We start from the raw sequence: 18,266 nt of genomic DNA on the forward strand, positions 1-18,266 counted from the left end.
CTGGGTACCGAAGGGGCCCTTGGGCTCGTCGCCGGGCGAGGCGGGACGGCGGCTGCGCGGCCTACCCCGCCAGCCTGCGCGCGTAGCAGACCTCCAGGAAGCGCTCCACGCCCCGCACCACGTGCGCGCTGCGGATCGAGGGGAACAGGTCGAAGGCGTGCTGCGCGCCCGGGATCTCGGCGTAGCCGACGGGGTTCGGCGAGACCTCGCGCAGCCTGTGCACGAAGTCGCGCGCCTCGCGTACCGGCACCAGCGTGTCCCGCTCGCCGTGGATCACGAAGAACGGCGGCGCCTTGTCGGTGATGCGGTCCAGCGGGGACGCGGCGATGTAGTCGTCGAGGAACTTCTGCGGGTCCTTGCCGACGACGTAGCGGGCCAGCAGGTGGCGCAGCCGCGCCTGGCTCGCCCGTGACCCGCTGGTCGCGGCGAAGTCGTAGACCCCGTAGTGCGGGACGCAGCCCTGCACGCTCGTGTCGGCGTCCTCGAAGCCCGGCTGCAGCGCGGCGTCGTTGGGCGTGAGCGCCAGCAGCGCCGCCAGGTGCCCGCCCGCGGAGCCGCCGGTGGTCACCACGTAGGACGGGTCGCCGCCGTAGCCGTCGATGTGCTCGCGGATCCAGGCCAGCGCCCGCTTGGCGGCCACGATGTGCTCCGGCCAGCGCGCCGACGGTGACAGCGGGTAGTTGATGGCCACGCACACCCACCCGCGCTGTGCCATGTGCAGCATCAGCGGAATGCCCTGCTGGTCCTTGTTGCCCACGATCCACGCGCCGCCGTGCACCTGCAGCAGCACCGGCCGGTTCGCGACCGGTTCCCTCGGCCGGTAGACGTCGAGCAGGAACCGCCTCCCGCCGCCCGCGTAGGCGATGTCGCGGTCCCGGCGCACGTCGGGGTTGTGCTGACGGAACGGCAGCACGAGCTGGCCCCACGGCGTGGCGAGGTCCCGCGCGCTGGGCGGGCGCGGCAGGTCCCGCTCGTAGCCGGTGCCGAGCGCCTCCACCAGTGCCTGCTCGACCGCGCCGCGGGCCCGCTGGGCCGAGGCGATCAACGCGCCGAGCCCGCCCGCCGACAGCGCGGCCATCGCCAGTGCCGCCTTGTCGGCGCGGCGCGGCCCGCGGCGGGCGAGGTGCGCGGCCGTGTCGGCGGCGGTCAGCGCCAGCAGATGGGGTGCCAGCTCCCCGGTGAGCCAGCCCGCGAAGAACGCGGGGATGGCGGTCTGGGGTGCGCGCAGGGGGCGCAGGGCGTTCGCGGTCAGGGCGAGCTGCACCGCCTGACGCGTCCGGAACGAGGGGAACACGATCTGCAGGTTAGTGGGTGCGCTCGCTTACGCTGTGTGGTGTGCAGCGCCTGAGCGGACTCGATGCGAGCTTTCTCTACCTGGAGACGTCCTCGCAGCTGCTGCACGTCTGTGGCCTGCTCACGCTCGACCCGGCGACCGTCCCGGGCGGGTACCGCTTCGCCGAGCTCGCGCGACGGCTGGACGAGCGGGTGGCGCTGGTGCCCGCGTTCCGCCGCAAGCTCTACAACCCGCCGCTGAACCTGGTGCATCCCGGCTGGGTCAGTGACGAGTCGTTCGACCTGGAGCACCACCTGCACCGCATCGCCGTGCCCGCGCCGGGCGGGCGTGCGGAGCTGGCGGAGCTGTGCGCGCACCTCGCGGGGCAGCCGCTCGACCGCTCGCGCCCGCTGTGGGAGATGTACGTCATCGAGGGCCTGGCCGACGGCGGCATCGCGGTGCTCGCGAAGATGCACCACGCGAGCGTCGACGGGGTCAGTGGCGCCAACCTGCTGAGCTACCTGGCCGGGCTGGGGCCGGACGCGCCGCCGCCCGAGCCCGGCCCCGAGGCGGCGGCCGAGCCGGGCGCGCCGAACCAGCTGAGCCTGCTCGGCTCCAGCGTGGCGAACCTGGCGCGCAGGCCGGTGGAGCTGGCGCGGCTGCTGCCCGGCCTGCTCGGCATGGTTCCGCGCTGGATCGGCAGGTCGCTGCAGGGCAAGGGCATGGCGACACCGTTCACCGCGCCGCGCACCTCGTTCAACGGCACCATCACCGGCCACCGCAGCGTCGCCTACGCCCAGCTCGACCTGGCCGACGTCAAGGCGGTGAAGAACGCGTTCGGCGTGACGGTCAACGACGCCGTGCTCGCGGTGTGCGCCGGTGCGCTGCGCCGGTTCCTCGCCGACCGTGGTGAGCTGCCCGCCGACCCGCTGGTGGCCACCGTGCCCGTGTCGGTGCACGAACGCTCGGCGCGGCAGGAGGGCAGCAACCGGGTGTCGGCGTTCTTCGCCTCGCTGCCGACCCACCTGCCCGAACCGGCGGCGCGCGTGTTCATGATCGCGGAGAACAACCGGCTGTCGAAGGCCCACCACAGCACGATCGACGCCGACATGCTCCAGGACTGGGCGCAGTTCGCCGCGGGGACCACGTTCGGCCTCGCGGTGCGGGCCTACTCGGCGCTGCGGCTGGCCGAGCGCCATCCGGTGGTCCACAACCTGGTGATCTCCAACGTGCCGGGGCCGCCGCAGCCGCTCTACCTGCTCGGGGCCAGGGTCACCGGTTTCTACCCGCTCGGCCCGGTGTTCCACGGCGCCGGGCTCAACATCACCGTGCTGTCCAACGCGGGCACGGTCAACGTCGGCCTCCTCGGCGCACGAGAACTCGTTTCAGATCTGTGGCCGCTGGCCGATGCCCTGCACGATTCGCTCCAGGAGTTGCTCGACGCGCGGCCTTCCTGATCGGCGCGGGACTTGCCGTGATCGCCCGCTGTGGTTAAGACTAGAACAGGTTTCAGTCTTGGACTCGGTGCCGGTCTCAGTGAGGAGCGCGCGTGGACTTCACCCTCGACGAGAGCCAGCAGGCGATCGCCGGGCTCGCCAGGGACGTCCTGGCCCGCGATGGCGACCAGTGGCAGGCGCTGGCGCGGGCGGGCCTGCTGGCGCTCGCGCTGCCCGAGGAGCTCGACGGTGACGGCCTCGGTGTCGTCGAGGTGGCCGTGGTGCTCACCGAGGTCGGCCGCGCCGCCGCCCCGCTGCCCGCCTGGGCCACCCTGGCCCTGGGCGTGCTGCCGCTGACGCGGCTCGGCGATCCGGCGCAGCGCGCGGCCCTGCTGCCCGGCGTGGCCTCCGGCGAGTCGCTGCTCACCGCTGCCCTGCACGAGCCGTCCGACCCGCTCACCACGCGCCCGGCGACCACGGCCACCCCCGCGCACGGCGACTGGCTGCTCAGCGGCGTCAAGACGGCCGTGCCGTTCGCGGCCACCGCCCACCGCGTGCTCGTCCCGGCGAGCCTGCCGGGCGGGCCCGGCATCTTCCTCGTCGACCCGCACGGCGAGGGGGTGACGCTCACCGCGACGCCCACCGCCACCGGCAGTCCCGAGCACACCGTGCGGCTCGACGCCGCGCCGGTGCCGGACACCGCCCTGCTCGGCAGCCGCGAGCCGGGCGAGTCCCTGCCGGTGCTGCACTCCTGCGCCCTCGCCGGTGCCGTGGCCCTCGGCGACGGCGCGCTGGCCGGTGCGCTGGAACTCACCACCGGCCACCTCGGGACCCGCGAGCAGTTCGGCAGGCCACTGGCGACGTTCCAGGCGGTGGCACAGCAGGTCGCCGACGTCTACATCGCCTCGCGCACCGTGCACCTCGCCGCGCTGTCGGCGTGCTGGCGGCTCGCCGCCGGGCTCGACCCGGACGCCGACCTCGCCGTCGCCGCGTACTGGCTCACCGAAGAGGCGCCTCGCGCGCTGGCGGCCTGCCACCACCTGCACGGCGGCATCGGGGTGGACGTCACCTACCCGCTGCATCGCCACTCGTCGCTGGTCAAGGACGTGGGCAGGGCGCTGGGCGGGGTGTCGGCGCGGCTGGACGCCCTCGGCGAGCTGGTGGGAGGCGCCTGATGCACGTGGAGCTCACCGCCGCCCAGCGCAGCCTGCGCGCCGAGCTGAGGACCTACTTCGCGAACCTGGTGACCCCGGAGGAGCGGCGCACGATGCTGCGCGAGCGGCACGGCGAGACCTACCGCGAGATCGTGCGCCGGATGGGCCGGGACGGCTGGCTGGGCGTCGGCTGGCCCGTCGAGTACGGCGGCCGCGGGTTCGGCCCGGTCGAGCAGCACATCTTCGCCGACGAGGCCGCGCGCGCGGACGTGCAGCTGCCGTCGGTGACGCTGCAGACGGTCGGCCCGACGCTGCAGCAGTTCGGCACCGAGGAGCAGAAGGCGCTGTTCCTGCCGAAGATCCTGGCCGGGCAGGTGCACTTCGCCATCGGCTACACCGAGCCGGACGCGGGCACCGACCTCGCGGCGTTGCGCACCAGCGCCGTCCGCGACGGCGAGACCTACGTCGTCAACGGGCAGAAGATCTTCACCACCGGCGGGCACGACGCCGACTACGTCTGGCTCGCCGTGCGCACCGACCCCGGCGCGCCCCGCCACCAGGGCATCTCGATCCTCATCGTCGACACGTCCGACCCCGGCTACTCGTGGACGCCGATCATCACCTGCGACGGCGCCCACCACGTCAACGCCACGTACTACTCCGACGTGCGCGTGCCCGCGTCCATGCTGGTGGGCGAGGAGAACCGCGGCTGGAAGCTCATCACCACCCAGCTCAACCACGAGCGTGTCATGCTCGGCCCCGCGGGCCGCATCGGCGGGCTCTACGACCGGGTGCGGGACTGGGCCGCGGCCCGCAAGACCCCGGACGGAACGCCGCTGCGGGCGCTGCCCGACGTGCGGCGGGCGCTGGCCGAGACCTACGCGGTCGTGCGGGTCAACGAGCTGCTCAACTGGCAGGTCGCCGTCTCGGAGCCCGGGTCGGTGGCCGACGCGTCCGCGACGAAGGTGTTCGCCTCCGAGCGGCAGCAGCGCGTGCACCGGCTGCTGGAGGAGATCGTGGGCAGGCACGGCGACCTGGCCGATCCCGAGACCGCCGAGCTGGCCGCATGGCTCGACGTGCTCGCCAAGCGCAACATCGTGCTGACCTTCGGAGGTGGCGTGAACGAGATCCAGCGGGAGCTGATCGCCCAGTTCGGGCTCGGCCTGCCGAGGGTGCCGCGATGAGCACGCCCATCGAGGAGGCCGCGCGGCGCATCGCGGCACAGGGGGAGTCGCGGCCCCGCCTGGCGCGCGACCCGGTGAACCAGGCGATGATCAACAACTGGGTCGAGGCGATGGGCGACGCGAACCCCCGGTACGCGCCGGGCGAGGACACGGTCGCGCCGCCCGCCATGATCCAGGCGTGGACGATGCCCGGCCTGCACGGGCAGCGGGCCGGCGACGACCCGCTCGGCGCGATGATGTCCATTCTGGACGATGCGGGCTACACGTCGGTCGTCGCGACCAACTCCGAGCAGAACTACCACCGGTATCTGCGGCCCGGGGAGCACGTCTCGGCGACCAACCGCCTGGAGAGCGTGGCCGGCCCCAAGCGGACCGCACTCGGCGAGGGCTGGTTCGTCACCACCCGCACCACGTGGTACGTCGGGGACGAGGTCGTGGCCGACATGCTGTTCCGGGTGCTCAAGTTCCGGCCCGGTGGCGGCACGACCGCCGCCGCGGAGCCCGCCGCCGTGCTGCGCCCGGTGATCAGCAAGGACACGGAGTTCTTCTGGGAGGGCACCCGCCTCGGCGAGCTGCGCATCCAGCGCTGGGGCGACACGCTGCGGCACCCGCCCGGCCCGATGCCTCCCGACGGCGACCTCGACGCCAAGCCCGGCTGGGTGGTGGCCAGGGGAACCGGCACCGTGTACAGCTACCTCGTGCACCACCATCCCCAGGTGCCCGGAAAGCGGACGCCGTTCGTCGTGGCGCTGGTGGAACTGGACGAAGGCGTGCGGGTGCTCGGCGAGCTGCTGGACGCCTCGCCCGATGAAGTCCACATCGGACTCCCGGTCGAGGCCGCGTTCGTGCGGGTGGACGACGAGCTGACCCTGCCCGCGTGGAAGGTGCGCGCATGAGCATCACCGTCGGAACCGAACTGCCCCCGCTGACCATCGAGGCCACGCCCACGTTCGTCATCAGCACGGCGTTGGCGACCCGTGACTTCCAGGACGTGCACCACGACCGGGACTCCGCCGTGGCGCGGGGATCGAAGGACATCTTCCTCAACATCCTCACCGACACCGGCCTCGTGCAGCGGTTCGTCACCGACTGGGCCGGCCCGGAGGCCTTCGTGAGGTCCATCAGGATCCGCCTCGGCGTGCCGTGCTACGCGGGCGACACCCTCACCTTCACCGGCCGGGTCACCGCCTGCGAGGGCGACGATGCCGAGATCACGGTGACCGCCACCGACAGCCTCGGCGAGCACGTCACCGGCACGGTCCGCATCACGCTGCCAGGGGGTGGCTCGTGACCCTGTCCGGGAAGGCCGCCATCGCCGGCATCGGCGCCACCGAGTTCTCCAAGGATTCCGGCCGCAGCGAGCTGCGCCTGGCCGCCGAGTGCGTCAGCGCCGCGGTGCGCGACGCCGGGCTCACGCCGTCCGATGTGGATGGTCTGGTGACGTTCACCATGGACGGCAACGCCGAGATCGCCGTCGCCCGTGAACTCGGGATCCCCGAGCTGAGCTTCTTCAGCCGCATCCACTACGGGGGTGGCGCGGCCGCCGCCACGGTGCAGCAGGCCGCGATGGCGGTGGCGACCGGGATGGCGGACGTCGTCGTGGCCTACCGGGCGTTCAACGAGCGTTCGGGCATGCGCTTCGGCCAGGTGTCGTCGGCCGCCGCGCACCAGGTGAACACCTCGGGTGTCGACAACTCGTTCCACTACCCGATGGGCCTGGCGACCCCGGCGGCCACGGTCGCCCTGGTGGCGCAGCGCTACCTGCACACCTACGGCGCGACGAGCGAGGACTTCGGCCGCGTGGCGGTGGTGGACCGCAAGCACGCGGCGACCAACCCGGACGCGTGGTTCCACGGCAAGCCCATCACGCTCGCCGAGCACCAGGCGTCGCGCTGGGTGGCCGAGCCGCTGCACCTGCTCGACTGCTGCCAGGAAAGCGACGGCGGCGTGGCGCTCGTCGTCACGAGTGCCGAGCGTGCCCGGGACCTGCCGAACCCGCCCGCGCTGATCACGGCGGCCGCGCAGGGCAGCGGGCCCGGGCAGTACATCATGACCAGCTACTACCGCGACGACCTCGCCGCGCTGCCGGAGATGGGGGTGGTCGGCGGGCAGCTGTGGCGGCAGTCCGGGCTGGCGCGCTCCGACATCGACGTGGCGGTGCTCTACGACCACTTCACCCCGTACGTGCTGATGCAGCTGGAGGAGCTGGGCTTCTGCGGCCGGGGCGAGGCGAAGGACTTCGTGCGCGACGGCGCGCTCGAGCTCGACGGCGCGTTGCCGCTCAATCCGCACGGCGGGCAGCTCGGCGAGGCCTACATCCACGGCATGAACGGCATCGCCGAGGCGGTGCGCCAGCTGCGCGGCACCGCCGTCAACCAGGTCGGCGGAGCCGCCAACGTCCTGGTGACCGCCGGCACCGGCGTCCCCACGAGCGGCCTGATCCTCACCGCCGCCTGAAGCTCCCCAATGCCACATTCGTAGCGTTGGGCGCCACCAATGCGGCATTCGTAGCGTTCAGTGCTACCAATGCCGCATTGGGGAGCGTGAGGATCACACGCTTGACGGCTGGCGCGTCCTGGTGCCGCTTTGCGACGGTATTGGCGCAGGTCAGGTGACGCCGGGCGGGAGTGAGGTGGCGTGGGGATCCCCGTAGGTGTGGCGTGGTCGCTCACGGCGGCGTTCCTCGCGCTGGCCTACCCGTGCCTGGCGCGGCTGGCGCGCCTCGACTACCGCCGCCTCGGCGCCGGGGTACGCCACATCGACCTCGCCGGGCTGCTCATGGCGCTCGCGATGGTCGCCATGGTCTCGCCCGTCGGCGCGCCGATCCCGGTCGCGGGCTGGCAGGCGATGTTCCTGCTCACCGCCGCCTGGTTCCTCGCCTGCGCGCTGCGCGACCGGATGGCCGACGGCGTGTGCCGCCGCTGCGACCTGCACCACGGCGTCGCCGCCGTCGCGATGCTCTACATGCTCACCGCCATGCCCCACGCCGGCGGGCACGGCGCCTGGCCGACCATGGTGCAGGCAGGCGGCGGGTCCTACGCCCTTCCCGCGCTCGCCGTGCTGGCGGCGGGCTACTTCGCCGTCGACGGCGCGCACACCGCGGCGAAGACCGTGCGGAACCTGCGGCGCCGGGGCGGGCACCCCCTGCCGGAGGGCGCCGGATCCCGTGCCGTGTGCCGGACCGTGATGGGGATCGGCATGGCCTACCTGTTCGCCGCCGGGGCGATCGGAGGGTAACCGGCGCGCGGTCAGTCGAGGCAGAACTCGTTGCCCTCCGGGTCGGCCATGATGAGGTGACCGGCACCGAGCGGGGGAGCGGGCTCATGCCGCTCGAGCCGGGTCGCGCCACGGGCGACCAGCCGCTCGGCCTCGGCCTCCAGCGCCGCCATCCGGTCCTCGCCCTGCAGGCCCGGCGCGGCCCGCACGTCGACGTGCACGCGGTTCTTGACCTGCTTGCCCTCCGGCACCCGCTGGAAGAACAGCCGTGGCCCGGAGCCCTCCGGATCGACCACCGCCGAGGCGTCGTTGCGGCGCTCGGGCGGCACCCCCATCGCCTCCAGCGCCTCGTCCCACGACGCGAAGCCCGGTGGTGGAGCCTGCACCTGGTAGCCGAGGGCTTCGGCCCAGAAGGCCGACAACCCGGCGGGGTCGGCGCAGTCGATGGTGATCTGGATCTCGCGGGCCATGTCAGTTCGCCTCCGGTGGCAGCGGCCGATGTGTGTGCAGGTGGAGGTCGCGCAGCAGGCAGACCTCGGACAGGTGGTGGATCAGTTCCCGGTTGATGTGCAGGACGAGCTCCGCGAGCGGGCGCTCGGCGTACGGGCCCTCGGCCTCACCGCACGGGCGGGCCAGCCCCGCCTCGCCGAGGGACTCGACCCCGGCCAGCCAGGCACCGTACTCGGCGTCCAGCTGGGCCAGCGCCTCGCTCGCGGTCGGGGCGTAGGCGAACGAGACGTAGTCGGCGGGCGCGCGGCCGAAATGCGAGGCGTTGCGCATCGCCAGCACGCCGACGATCACGTGAGCCAGCCGCCAGGCGATCGTGGTGAACGGCGGCGGGTCGGGCTCCGGTATCGCGAAGTCGATGGTCATCTCCCCGGAGCCGGCCTGTACGGGCGCGCTGCCGGTGCCGCGACGGCGCACGCTCCAGCAGCCGGGCACCGGCTCCCAGAAGTACTCGTCGTCGGTGAGCCCGTCGAGCCGGGCGCGCAGCTGGTGGGTCCAGTGCCAGTCGAGCTGATCGCGCAGCAGGGGGTTCCAGGTCAGGTCGGTCATGGGGACAGTGTCGCGGCAATAGCGGACAGCTGCGGTCCGTGATCCGTGCGACGATGGGCCCGTGAGCGTCGAGTCGACGACCGAGCGGGTGCTGCGGCTGCTGGCCCTGCTGCAGCGACGGCCGTCCTGGACCGCCACCGAGCTCGCCGCCGAGCTGGGTGTCACCGACCGGTCGGTGCGCCGCGACGTCGAGCGGTTGCGCGCGCTCGGCTACCCCGTGCACGCGACCGCGGGCGTCGGCGGCGGCTACCAGCTCGGCGCGGGCACCCGGCTGCCCCCGCTGCTGCTCGACGACGAGGAGGCGATCGCGACGGCCGTGTCGCTGCGGCTGGCCTCGGGCGGCACGATCGCGGGCGCCGGTGAGGCGGCGCTGCGGGCACTCGCGAAGTTCAACCAGGTCATGCCGCCGCGGCTGCGCGCCGAGGTGCGGGCAGTGCACGGAGCCACCGCCACCCTGGCGGGCTCCGGTGCCGAGATCGACGCCGAGGTGCTGGTGACGTTGGCGCGCGCCTGCCGCGACGCCGTGCGGGTGCGCTTCACCTACGCCACCCGCGACGGCCCGCGGCGCGAGCGCACGGTGGAGCCGGTGCGGATGGTCGCCGCGGGCCGCCGCTGGTACCTGATGGCCCGCGACGTCGACCGCGACGACTGGCGCACCTTCCGGCTCGACCGGATGCGCGAGGTCGTGGCGACGACCTGGCGCTTCCGGGCAGGCGAGCACCCCGACCCGGTCGCCTACGTGCAGCGGTCCGTCACCGAGGCGCCGTACCCGCATGTCGCCAGGGTGCGCCTGCGCGCCACCGCCGAACAGGTGCGGGACCTGGTGCCGCCCCAGGTGGGTCGCGTCGAGGAGGATCGCGACGGGTGGTGCGTGCTCGTCGTCGGCGGGGTGGAGCTGGACTGGCTGGCCATGCACATCGCGCGGCTGGGCTTCGAGGCGCAGGTGCTGGAGCCCGCCGCGTTACGGGAGGCCGCCGCCCGGCTCGCCCACCGCCTTGAGCAGCTGGCCGGCGCCGGGTGAGGCGCTCACGCGGTGGTCAGCACCGCGTCGGACAGCACCGGCGCGTCGTCGCGGTCGGGGGCCGTCGTGGTGACCAGCAGCCGCTCGCCCTCCCGCCACACGCGCGTGCGCAGCGGCTCGCCGGGCAGCACGATGCCCGCGAACTTCGCCGACCACGACCGGATGCGGGTCACGTCGGCGTCGAGCAACGCGTCCGTGACCGCCTTGGCGACGATGCCATAGGTGCACAGGCCGTGCAGGATCGGCACGTCGAAGCCGGCGGCCCTGGCGAACTGCGGATCGGCGTGCAGGGGGTTGCGGTCGCCGCACAGCCGGTACAGCAGCGCCTGCTGCGGCAGGGTCGGCGTGTCGACGACGGCATCCGGCTCCCGATCGGGCAGCTCGACCCGGTCGGACGCGCCGCGCCTGCCGCCGAACCCGCCCTCGCCGCGGGCGAAGATGCTGGAGCGCGCCGTCCACAGCGGGTCACCGGCCGGGTCGGTGACGCGGGTCTCCTGCTGGATCACCGCGGCCTTGCCCTTGTCGAGCACGTCGACGATGCGGGTGCGGCCGACCGCCTTGCCCTCGACGGGAATCGGCCGGTCCAGCACCACCTCCTGGGTGCCGTGCACCACCCTGGCCAGGTCGATGTCGATGCCGGGAAACGTCACCGACGGCGGTTCGAAGATGCGCAGGTTCGGGGCGACCGTCGCGAACGTGGGCAGCACCCGCAGGTCCGCTTCGTAGGCGTAGCGCAGTTCCCGCTCGTCGGTCGGCCGGGAGCCCGCGCCCAGCGCCAGGTGGTAGAGCAGCACGTCCGACGAGGTCCAGGCGAACGTCGTGTCGCCGAGGTCGGCTCCGATGGCGGCGTCCGGGTCGATGGGCATGCGCGGCCTTCCTCACTCGTAGCTGATCGACACCTCGTCGGTGAGCGGGAGCGACTGGCAGGCCAGCACGATCCCGTCGGCGATGTCCTCGGAATCGAGTACGTCGTTGTTCAGCATCTTCACCTCGCCGGCGGTGATGCGGCAAGCGCACGCGCTGCACTGCCCCTCCCGGCACGAGTACGGCGCGTCCAGCCCGTTGTCGAGCAGGTGGTCGAGCAGCTTGCGCTGCCGGGGCCAGGCGAAGCGGTGCTCGGCGCCGTCCAGGTTGACGGTGAGCGCGGCCGGTTCCTCCGCAGGCTCGGCCTGCCGTGCCGCCGGGGCCGGGGTGGCCCGCTCGAACGGGTTGCCGCCGAGCGAGACGAACTTCTCCGTGTGGATGCGCGAGCGGGGCACGCCGAGGGACTTCAGTGCCGTGGTCGCCGCGGTCATGAACGGGCGCGGGCCGCACACGAACGTCTCGCGCGCGGCGAAGGGCGCCGCCAGCGTGCGCAGCTGCTCGGCGGCGGGCAGGCCCTGCACGCTTTCCAGCCAGTGCACGACCGTGAGCCGGTCCGGGTGCTCGGCCGCCAGTTCCCGCAGGGCGCGGGCGAAGATCACCGACGTCTCGTCGCGGTTGGCGTAGACCAGGTTGAGCGTGCCGCGGCCTTGCGCCAGCACGGACCGCACGATCGACATCACCGGCGTGATGCCGCTGCCCGCGGCGAACAGCAGCAGGTCCTCGTCGAGCGAGGCGGGGGTGAAGACCCCGCTCGGCGGCAGGATCTCCAGCTCGGTGCCCGCGGCGACGTGGTCGCAGATCCAGTTGGAGGCGTAGCCGTCGCGCTTGACGGTCACCTGCGGCGCGTCGCCGGTGAAGGGCGAGCTGGACAGCGAGTAGCAGCGCGCCACCGAGCCGCACTCGTCGCTGGGGATGCGCAGCGTGAGGAACTGGCCGGGCCGGTAGTCGAGCGCCGCGTCGAACACCACCGAGCACGCCTGGGGCGTCTCGGCGATCACCTCCGACACGCGCAGCACGCGCGAGCCTTCACTCATGGGCGAACAGACCCTCCCTGGCCGCCTCGGCGATGCTCTCGTGCAGCCGCTCGCACGTGTCCAGCAGCGCCGGGTGGGTGCCGTCGGCGACCTTCTCCGCGAACACCGGGCACGCCGTGGCCGCGTCGGTGGTCCACTGGATGCTCGTGTGCTGCGGGCTGTTCTTCTTCACCAGCACCGTCGTCGCACACGTCCGGCAGGCGACCGGCCGCAGCCCCGCCGTGAGGAACTCCTCGCGGTCGGCCAGCGTGTCGGCTCGCATTCAGGAGACCCCGGCTTCCTGCTGCTGGCGGGCCAGGTTCTCGGCCACCTCCTGCGCCCACACCTCGTTGGCCCGCGTGGTGTCCACTTCGAACTCGAACCGCCTCGTCATGTCGTCGGTGACGTCGGCGACGTCCACATAGAACTGCTCGTACCAGCGGCGCAGCTGGTACACCGGGCCGTCCTCCTCGCACAGCAGCGGGTTGTCGATGCGGGTCTTGTTCTTCCAGATCTCCACGTCCTGCAGGAAGCCGACGCCGATGCTCTTGGCGAACTTGCCGGCGATCTTGTCGGCCTGCTCGTCGGTCACGCCCGGCAGCTTCTTCACCATCACACCCCACTGGAGCACGAAGGAGTTCTGCGTCACCGGGTAGTGGCAGTTGATGAGCACGTTCTCGATCTCGAAGCCCTTGTACGTGTTGAGCAACGTGTTGATCATGTAGGACGGTCCGAAGTACGAGGCCTCGGAGCGCAGCAGGTTCTCCTCGCCGCCGTAGTTGGAGGCCATGCCGACGTCGGGGCGGCCCTTCGTGTTGAGGTACTGCGTGGCGATGTGGCCCTCGAACACGTTCTTGAAGTACGTCGGGAACGCGTAGTGGATGTAGAAGAAGTGGGCCATGTCCACCATGTTGTCGATGATCTCGCGGCAGTTGGAGCCCTCGATGAGCACCGAGTCCCACGTCCAGTTGCTCCACTCGTCGCTGAACACGCCGTCGATGCGCGGGATCACGACGTCGTCCGGAGGCGGGTTGCCCTCCGGGTCGTTCCACACGAAGAGCTGCTTGTTCTCCTCGAGTGTGATCCACGACTTCGTGCGCGCCCGCAGCGGGACCCGCTTGGCGTAGGGGATCGAGACGCACTTGCCGTTGCCGCCCCATCGCCAGTCGTGGAACGGGCAGGCGATCTCGTTGCCCTTGACCGTGCCCTGGGTGAGGTCGCCGCCCATGTGCCTGCAGTAGCCGTCGAGCACGTTCAGCGCGCCGTCCTGGCCCTGGAACACGACGAGCTTGGTGCCGAAGGCGTTGACGGCGTGTGGTTTGCCGTCCTTGAAGGTGTCCGCGAGCCCGAGGCAGTGCCAGCCACGGGCGAAGCGGGCCGGCGGTGCCCCCGCGTCGATCGTGCGAACGGCGTCGCCCTGCGTCATTGCGAACCTCCAGCGTGTCGGGCGGTCGGGCGGGATCGGTTCCCGGCGGCGAGGTGCCGGGCGGCGAGGTAGCCGAACACCATGGCGGGCCCGATGGTGGCGCCGGGCCCCCCGTAGGTGCGGCCCATGACGGCGGCGCTGGTGTTGCCCGCCGCGTAGAGCCCCGCGATGGGTGAGCCGTCCTCGCGCAGCACCCGCGCGTGCTCGTCGGTGACGAGCCCGCCCTTGGTGCCCAGATCGCCCGGCACGATCCGCACGGCGTAGAACGGCGCCACCTCGAGCGCGCCGAGACTGGGGTTGGGGCGGTTGCGCGGGTCGCCGTAGTAGTGGTCGTAGGCGCTCTGACCGCGCCGGAAGTCCTCGTCCACCCCGGTGCGGGCGAAGGTGTTGAACCGCTCCACAGTCGTGTTCAACGCCTTGGCGGGCACTCCGATACGCTCGGCCAGCTCCCCCAGCGTGGCCGCCTTCGCCGCGATTCCGGCCTTGAACCAGCGGCCGGGAAGCGGCTGGCGCGGGCCGATGCCGGTGAACATGTAGCGGTTGCGGTAGCGCTGGTCGAACACCAGCCAGGCCGGGATGTTGCGGGCGGGCCCTTCGCCTTCCCCGTACATCGCGTGCACGGCCTCGACGTAGGGCGCCGACTCGTTGACGAAGCGCTCGCCGCGCGCGTTGACCATCAGGCAGCCTGGCCGCGAACGCTCGGCCAGCGCGAACCACGGGCCGCCGGTCAGCGGCAGGGTCGGTCCCCACCACGCGTCGTCCATGAGGTCGACGCGGGCACCGAGGGCGAGCCCTGCGGTGATGCCGTCGCCGGTGTTGCCCTTGGCGCCGACCGTCCACTCGGTGCCGATGGGCTGGCGCTGGTACTTCTGCCGGAGCGTGTCGTTGTGCTCGAAACCGCCACTGGCCAGGATGACGCCCCGGCGGGCGCGCACCAGCACCTCCTCGCCGTCGCGCCGGGCGAGCACACCGGTGACCACGCCGCCTTCGGTGTGCAGGCCGGTCATCGGCGTGGACAGCCAGACCGGCACCCCGGCCTGGAGGAGCCCCGTGCGCAGGCCCGCCGCGAGGGCCTGGCCCATCGAGAGCAGCCGCCGGCCCGCGAGCCTGCCCCGCAGCCCGCGCAGGCCGAGCCGCACCAGGCGCAGCACACCGCGCGGATGCCGGGCGAGCAGGCTCAGCCAGCGGAAGTCGGCCTGCGTCAGCGGCACGCCCAGCGGCGGAGCGCTGTAGGGCGGTTCGAGGTTGGCCAGTTCGGCGCCGAGGAGCTTGCCGTCGAACGGCTTGGGCTCCACCGAGCGCCCCCCGGGCCGCCCGCCGGGCGCCTCGGGGTGGTAGTCGGAGTAGTCCCGCACCCACTCCAGCCGCAGCGGGGTGTGCCGGTGCACGAACTCCACGACCTCGGGCCCGGCGTCGAGGTAGGCGGCGCGGCGCTCGGCGGGCACCACGTCGCCGACGATGGCCTCCAGGTAGCGGGCGGCCGCCTCGCGGGTGTCGTCGATCCCGGCCGCGCGCAGCGCCTCGTTGTTCGGAATCCAGACCCCGCCGCCGGACCGCGCGGTGGAGCCGCCGAAGCGGTCGGCCTTCTCCAGCACCACCGCGTTCAGGCCCTCGTGGGCGGCCGCCAGCGCGGCCGTCATCCCGGCCGCACCGCTGCCGACCACGACGACGTCGAACTCCGGCGAAGCGTCCGCCATGCCACCTCCTGTGAAACACGTTACAGACCACTGCGTCGCTGCGTGGTGCCGTTGCTGACACGATAGACGAGAACGTGTTTCAGTTCTAGGGTAGTGGTCGTGGCAGCGACTGCTCAAGGACAGGACACCGAGGTGATTGTCGTCGGGTTCGGCGCGGCGGGCGCGTGCGCGGCGATCGAGGCCGCCGAACACGGCGCCGACGTGCTGGTGATCGACCGGTTCGACGGGGGAGGGGCCAGCGCGCTCAGCGGTGGCGTCGTCTACGCGGGCGGCGGCACGCCGCAGCAACGCGACGCGGGTGTCGACGACTCGGTCGACGCGATGTACGACTACCTGCGCCTGGAGGCCGGTGACGTCGTCTCGGAGGTGACGCTGCGCCGGTTCTGCGAGGACAGCCCCGGCATGATCGCCTGGCTGGAGCGCCACGATGTGCCGTTCGAGGGCAGCCTGTGCCCGGTCAAGACGTCGTATCCGAACAACGACTACTACCTCTACTTCTCCGGCAGCGAGGCGGCGGGCGGGTTCTGTGACACGGCCAAGCCCGCGGCGCGCGGCCACCGGGTGAAGGGCAGCGGGACCTCCGGCAAGGTGCTGTTCGCGCGGCTGGCCGCCGCGGCGCGGCGGCTGGGGGTGCGCGTGCTGCCGCAGACGACCGCGGTGGAGCTGGTCACCGAGGACGGCGCCATCACCGGGGTGCGCGTGCGCACCCTGCGGGACGCGCCCGCCTGGGCCCGGCGCGCCCACCGGGTGCTCGCGCGGTACTCGGCGAAGCCGGGGCTCTACGTGCCCGCCGTGCGCAAGCTCCTGCAGCGCAGGGTGGTCGCGCTGGAGCGGCGCTACGGCCGGGAGGCGACGCTGACCGCGAGCAGGGGGGTCGTGCTCTCGGCGGGCGGGTTCATCGCCAACCGGGCGATGGTGCGCGAGCACGCCCCGGCCTACCGCGGCGGGCTCGCGCTCGGCACGGCGGGCGACGACGGCTCCGGCATCCGGCTCGGGACGCGGGCCGGTGCCGCGACGGCGGAGCTGGACCGCGTGTCGGCGTGGCGGTTCCTGACCCCGCCGAGCGCCTTCCTCGGCGGGGTGCTCGTCGACGAGCACGGCGAGCGGATCATCGACGAGTCCCGCTACGGCGCCGCCATCGGGGAGGCCATGATCGCTCGCCACGGCGGCCGCGGGTGGCTGCTCGTCGACGCCGCCATCGTGCGCGACGCCCGCCGCGGCGCCCGCGGCGAGAGCCAGTGGTTCCAGTGGCTGCAGACGGTGTACCTGCTGCGCAGGGGACGGGTGAGCGCGGACTCGGTGGCCGGCGTGGCCCGCAAGGCGGGGATCGACGCGGAGCGGCTCGTGGCGACCGTGGAGGCCTACAACGCCGAGGGTCCCGACCCGATGGGCAAACCGTCCGCGTTCGTGCGCCCGCTGACCACACCCCCGTTCTCGCTCGTGGACGTCGGCATCAGGCCCAACATCGGCTACCCGTGCCCGATGCTGACCCTCGGCGGGCTCGTGGTATCGGAGGACACCGGCCAGGTGCTGGGTGGGGCGGGGGAGCCGATCGCGGGTCTCTACGCGGCCGGACGCACCGCGGTGGGAATCTGTTCCAGGTCCTATGTCAGCGGGCTCTCGCTGGCGGACTGTGTGTTCTCAGGGCGTCGCGCGGGAACGAGCGTCGCAACGTGACAAAAACGAGAACGTGTTCTAGTCTTGACGACGTCATGCCAGGTAACCAGCAGGAACGAGGCACAGGATGAGCGATCGGGGCACCGCCGCGGTCATCGCCGGGATCGAGGAGCTGCTGCCCGTCCTGCGCGATCGCGCGCAGGAGACGGAGGACGCACGCCGCATCCCGGACGAGTCGATCAAGGCCCTGCGGGAGACCGGGTTCTTCAAGCTGTTGCAGCCCAGGCCCTACGGCGGCTACGAAGCCGACCCGGTGACCTTCTACACGGCGGTCAAACTCATCGCGAGCGCGTGTGGCTCCACCGGCTGGGTCGCCTCGATCCTCGGTGTGCACCCGTGGCACCTCGCGCTGTTCGACGCCCAGGCACAGCACGACGTGTGGGCCGACGACATCGACACGCTCGTGTCCTCGTCGTACGCGCCGATGGGCAACGCGACGGTGGTCGAAGGGGGCGGCTACCGGCTGAGCGGGCGGTGGAGCTTCTCCTCCGGCTGCGACCACGCCACGTGGGTGCTGCTCGGCGCACCGGCGTTCGACGCCGACGGCAAGCCGGTGGACTTCTGCACCTACCTGCTGCCCATCGCCGACTACACCATCGCCGACGTGTGGGACACCGTCGGCCTGCGGGGCACCGGCAGCAACGACATCGTCGTCGACGACGTGTTCGTGCCCCAGCACCGGGCACTGAGCTTCATGGCGACCTCGAAGTGCAAGACGCCGGGCCAGGAGGTCAACCCCGGCCCGCTGTACCGGCTGCCGTACGGCTCGGTACACCCGAGCACCATCACCGCGCCGATCATCGGCATGGCACAGGGCGCCTACGACGCCCACGTGGCCTACCAGCGCGAGCGCGTGCGTGCCGCCTACCTGGGTGAGCAGTCCAAAGAGGACCCGTTCGCGAAGGTGCGCATCGCCGAGGCCGCCAGCGAGATCGACGCCGCCTGGCTGCAGCTGACCCACAACATCGACGAGCTGTACCAGAAGGCGTGCCAGGGCGAGAAGCTGCCGTTCGACGTCCGCCTGCGCGTACGGCGCGACCAGGTGCGCGGCACCGAGCGCGCCATCGCCGCCATCGACCGGCTCTTCGAGAACTCCGGTGGCCGCGCGCTGGCCGTGGGCACGCCGATCCAGCGGTTCTGGCGCGACGCCCACGCCGGGCGTGTGCACGCCGCCAACGACCCCGAGCGCGCGTACACGATGTTCGGCACCGGCGCGTTCGGGCTCCCCGTCGAGAACGCGATGGTGTAG

The 18,266-nt window shown here is 72.5% G+C and carries 17 protein-coding genes and 1 pseudogene; 10 read left to right on the forward strand and 8 right to left on the reverse strand.

Annotated elements, in window-relative coordinates; all coding sequences use genetic code 11:
• Nucleotides 1-61: 61 nt before the first annotated feature.
• On the reverse strand, nucleotides 62-1,294 hold the full coding sequence (locus BAY60_RS18200) for an alpha/beta hydrolase (protein WP_112282088.1): 1,233 nt from the start codon (nucleotides 1,292-1,294) through the stop codon (nucleotides 62-64).
• Nucleotides 1,295-1,335: 41 nt separating this feature from the next.
• On the opposite strand from BAY60_RS18200, the gene BAY60_RS18205 reads away from it, so the two are divergent.
• The 7 genes from BAY60_RS18205 (at nucleotide 1,336) to BAY60_RS18235 (ending at nucleotide 8,284) form a co-directional block, all read left to right on the forward strand.
• Complete coding sequence (locus BAY60_RS18205) at nucleotides 1,336-2,730, forward strand: WS/DGAT/MGAT family O-acyltransferase (protein WP_112282089.1); 1,395 nt, start codon at nucleotides 1,336-1,338, stop codon at nucleotides 2,728-2,730.
• 92 nt (nucleotides 2,731-2,822) lie between these two features.
• The gene (locus BAY60_RS18210) at nucleotides 2,823-3,884 is read left to right on the forward strand and encodes an acyl-CoA dehydrogenase family protein (RefSeq protein ID WP_112282090.1); all 1,062 of its coding nucleotides are present in this window, start codon (nucleotides 2,823-2,825) and stop codon (nucleotides 3,882-3,884) included.
• Complete coding sequence (locus BAY60_RS18215; RefSeq protein ID WP_112282091.1) at nucleotides 3,884-5,047, forward strand: acyl-CoA dehydrogenase family protein; 1,164 nt, start codon at nucleotides 3,884-3,886, stop codon at nucleotides 5,045-5,047. Before BAY60_RS18210 ends, BAY60_RS18215 begins: the two co-directional genes overlap by 1 nt.
• Nucleotides 5,044-5,943, forward strand: a complete 900-nt coding sequence (locus tag BAY60_RS18220) for a bifunctional MaoC family dehydratase N-terminal/OB-fold nucleic acid binding domain-containing protein (protein WP_112282092.1) — start codon at nucleotides 5,044-5,046, stop codon at nucleotides 5,941-5,943. The genes BAY60_RS18215 and BAY60_RS18220 overlap by 4 nt, the downstream gene beginning before the upstream one ends.
• A complete protein-coding gene (locus BAY60_RS18225) occupies nucleotides 5,940-6,338 on the forward strand; it encodes a MaoC family dehydratase (RefSeq protein ID WP_112282093.1) in 399 nt (132 codons plus the stop codon). The genes BAY60_RS18220 and BAY60_RS18225 overlap by 4 nt, the downstream gene beginning before the upstream one ends.
• Nucleotides 6,335-7,504 (forward strand): lipid-transfer protein, encoded by a 1,170-nt coding sequence (locus BAY60_RS18230; RefSeq protein ID WP_112282094.1) that lies wholly within the window; start codon nucleotides 6,335-6,337, stop codon nucleotides 7,502-7,504. Before BAY60_RS18225 ends, BAY60_RS18230 begins: the two co-directional genes overlap by 4 nt.
• A 180-nt stretch (nucleotides 7,505-7,684) precedes the next feature.
• Nucleotides 7,685-8,284, forward strand: coding sequence for a DUF5134 domain-containing protein (locus BAY60_RS18235; RefSeq protein WP_112282095.1), 600 nt, complete (start codon nucleotides 7,685-7,687; stop codon nucleotides 8,282-8,284).
• 11 nt (nucleotides 8,285-8,295) lie between these two features.
• Here the strand turns inward: BAY60_RS18235 and BAY60_RS18240 are convergent, their stop codons facing one another.
• Together BAY60_RS18240 and BAY60_RS18245 are read right to left on the reverse strand one after the other, a co-directional pair.
• A complete protein-coding gene (locus tag BAY60_RS18240; RefSeq protein ID WP_112282096.1) occupies nucleotides 8,296-8,733 on the reverse strand; it encodes a VOC family protein in 438 nt (145 codons plus the stop codon).
• Between the two features lies 1 nt (nucleotide 8,734).
• The gene (locus BAY60_RS18245; RefSeq protein ID WP_211330355.1) at nucleotides 8,735-9,319 is read right to left on the reverse strand and encodes a DinB family protein; all 585 of its coding nucleotides are present in this window, start codon (nucleotides 9,317-9,319) and stop codon (nucleotides 8,735-8,737) included.
• A gap of 61 nt (nucleotides 9,320-9,380) precedes the next feature.
• Here BAY60_RS18245 and BAY60_RS18250 point away from each other — a divergent pair, with 61 nt between their 5' ends.
• Entirely contained in the window at nucleotides 9,381-10,340 is a 960-nt protein-coding gene (locus BAY60_RS18250; protein WP_112282097.1) for a helix-turn-helix transcriptional regulator, read from the forward strand.
• A 5-nt stretch (nucleotides 10,341-10,345) separates the two neighbouring features.
• Here BAY60_RS18250 and BAY60_RS18255 read toward each other — a convergent pair whose 3' ends face one another.
• The 5 genes from BAY60_RS18255 to kstD are packed head-to-tail and all read right to left on the reverse strand — an operon-like array spanning nucleotide 10,346 to nucleotide 15,340.
• Nucleotides 10,346-11,206 carry a MaoC/PaaZ C-terminal domain-containing protein gene (locus BAY60_RS18255; protein WP_112282098.1) on the reverse strand — a complete coding sequence of 287 codons (861 nt, stop codon included), beginning with the start codon at nucleotides 11,204-11,206 and terminating at the stop codon, nucleotides 10,346-10,348.
• 12 nt (nucleotides 11,207-11,218) lie between these two features.
• Complete coding sequence (locus BAY60_RS18260) at nucleotides 11,219-12,238, reverse strand: ferredoxin--NADP reductase (RefSeq protein ID WP_112282099.1); 1,020 nt, start codon at nucleotides 12,236-12,238, stop codon at nucleotides 11,219-11,221.
• A complete protein-coding gene (locus tag BAY60_RS18265) occupies nucleotides 12,231-12,500 on the reverse strand; it encodes a hypothetical protein (RefSeq protein WP_112282100.1) in 270 nt (89 codons plus the stop codon). Before BAY60_RS18265 ends, BAY60_RS18260 begins: the two co-directional genes overlap by 8 nt.
• Entirely contained in the window at nucleotides 12,501-13,643 is a 1,143-nt protein-coding gene (locus tag BAY60_RS18270; RefSeq protein WP_112282101.1) for a 3-ketosteroid-9-alpha-monooxygenase, oxygenase component, read from the reverse strand.
• Nucleotides 13,640-15,340, reverse strand: coding sequence for a 3-oxosteroid 1-dehydrogenase (gene kstD / locus BAY60_RS18275; RefSeq protein WP_112282102.1), 1,701 nt, complete (start codon nucleotides 15,338-15,340; stop codon nucleotides 13,640-13,642). Before kstD ends, BAY60_RS18270 begins: the two co-directional genes overlap by 4 nt.
• Nucleotides 15,341-15,439: 99 nt before the next feature.
• On the opposite strand from kstD, the pseudogene BAY60_RS18280 reads away from it, so the two are divergent.
• Both BAY60_RS18280 and hsaA read left to right on the forward strand, forming a co-directional pair.
• Nucleotides 15,440-17,039: pseudogene (locus BAY60_RS18280) on the forward strand (FAD-binding protein).
• Between the two features lie 45 nt (nucleotides 17,040-17,084).
• Nucleotides 17,085-18,266 carry a 3-hydroxy-9,10-secoandrosta-1,3,5(10)-triene-9,17-dione monooxygenase oxygenase subunit gene (gene hsaA, locus BAY60_RS18285; protein WP_112282103.1) on the forward strand — a complete coding sequence of 394 codons (1,182 nt, stop codon included), beginning with the start codon at nucleotides 17,085-17,087 and terminating at the stop codon, nucleotides 18,264-18,266.

It is taken from the genome of Prauserella muralis (assembly GCF_003202285.1).
GTDB lineage: Bacteria > Actinomycetota > Actinomycetes > Mycobacteriales > Pseudonocardiaceae > Prauserella_B > Prauserella_B muralis.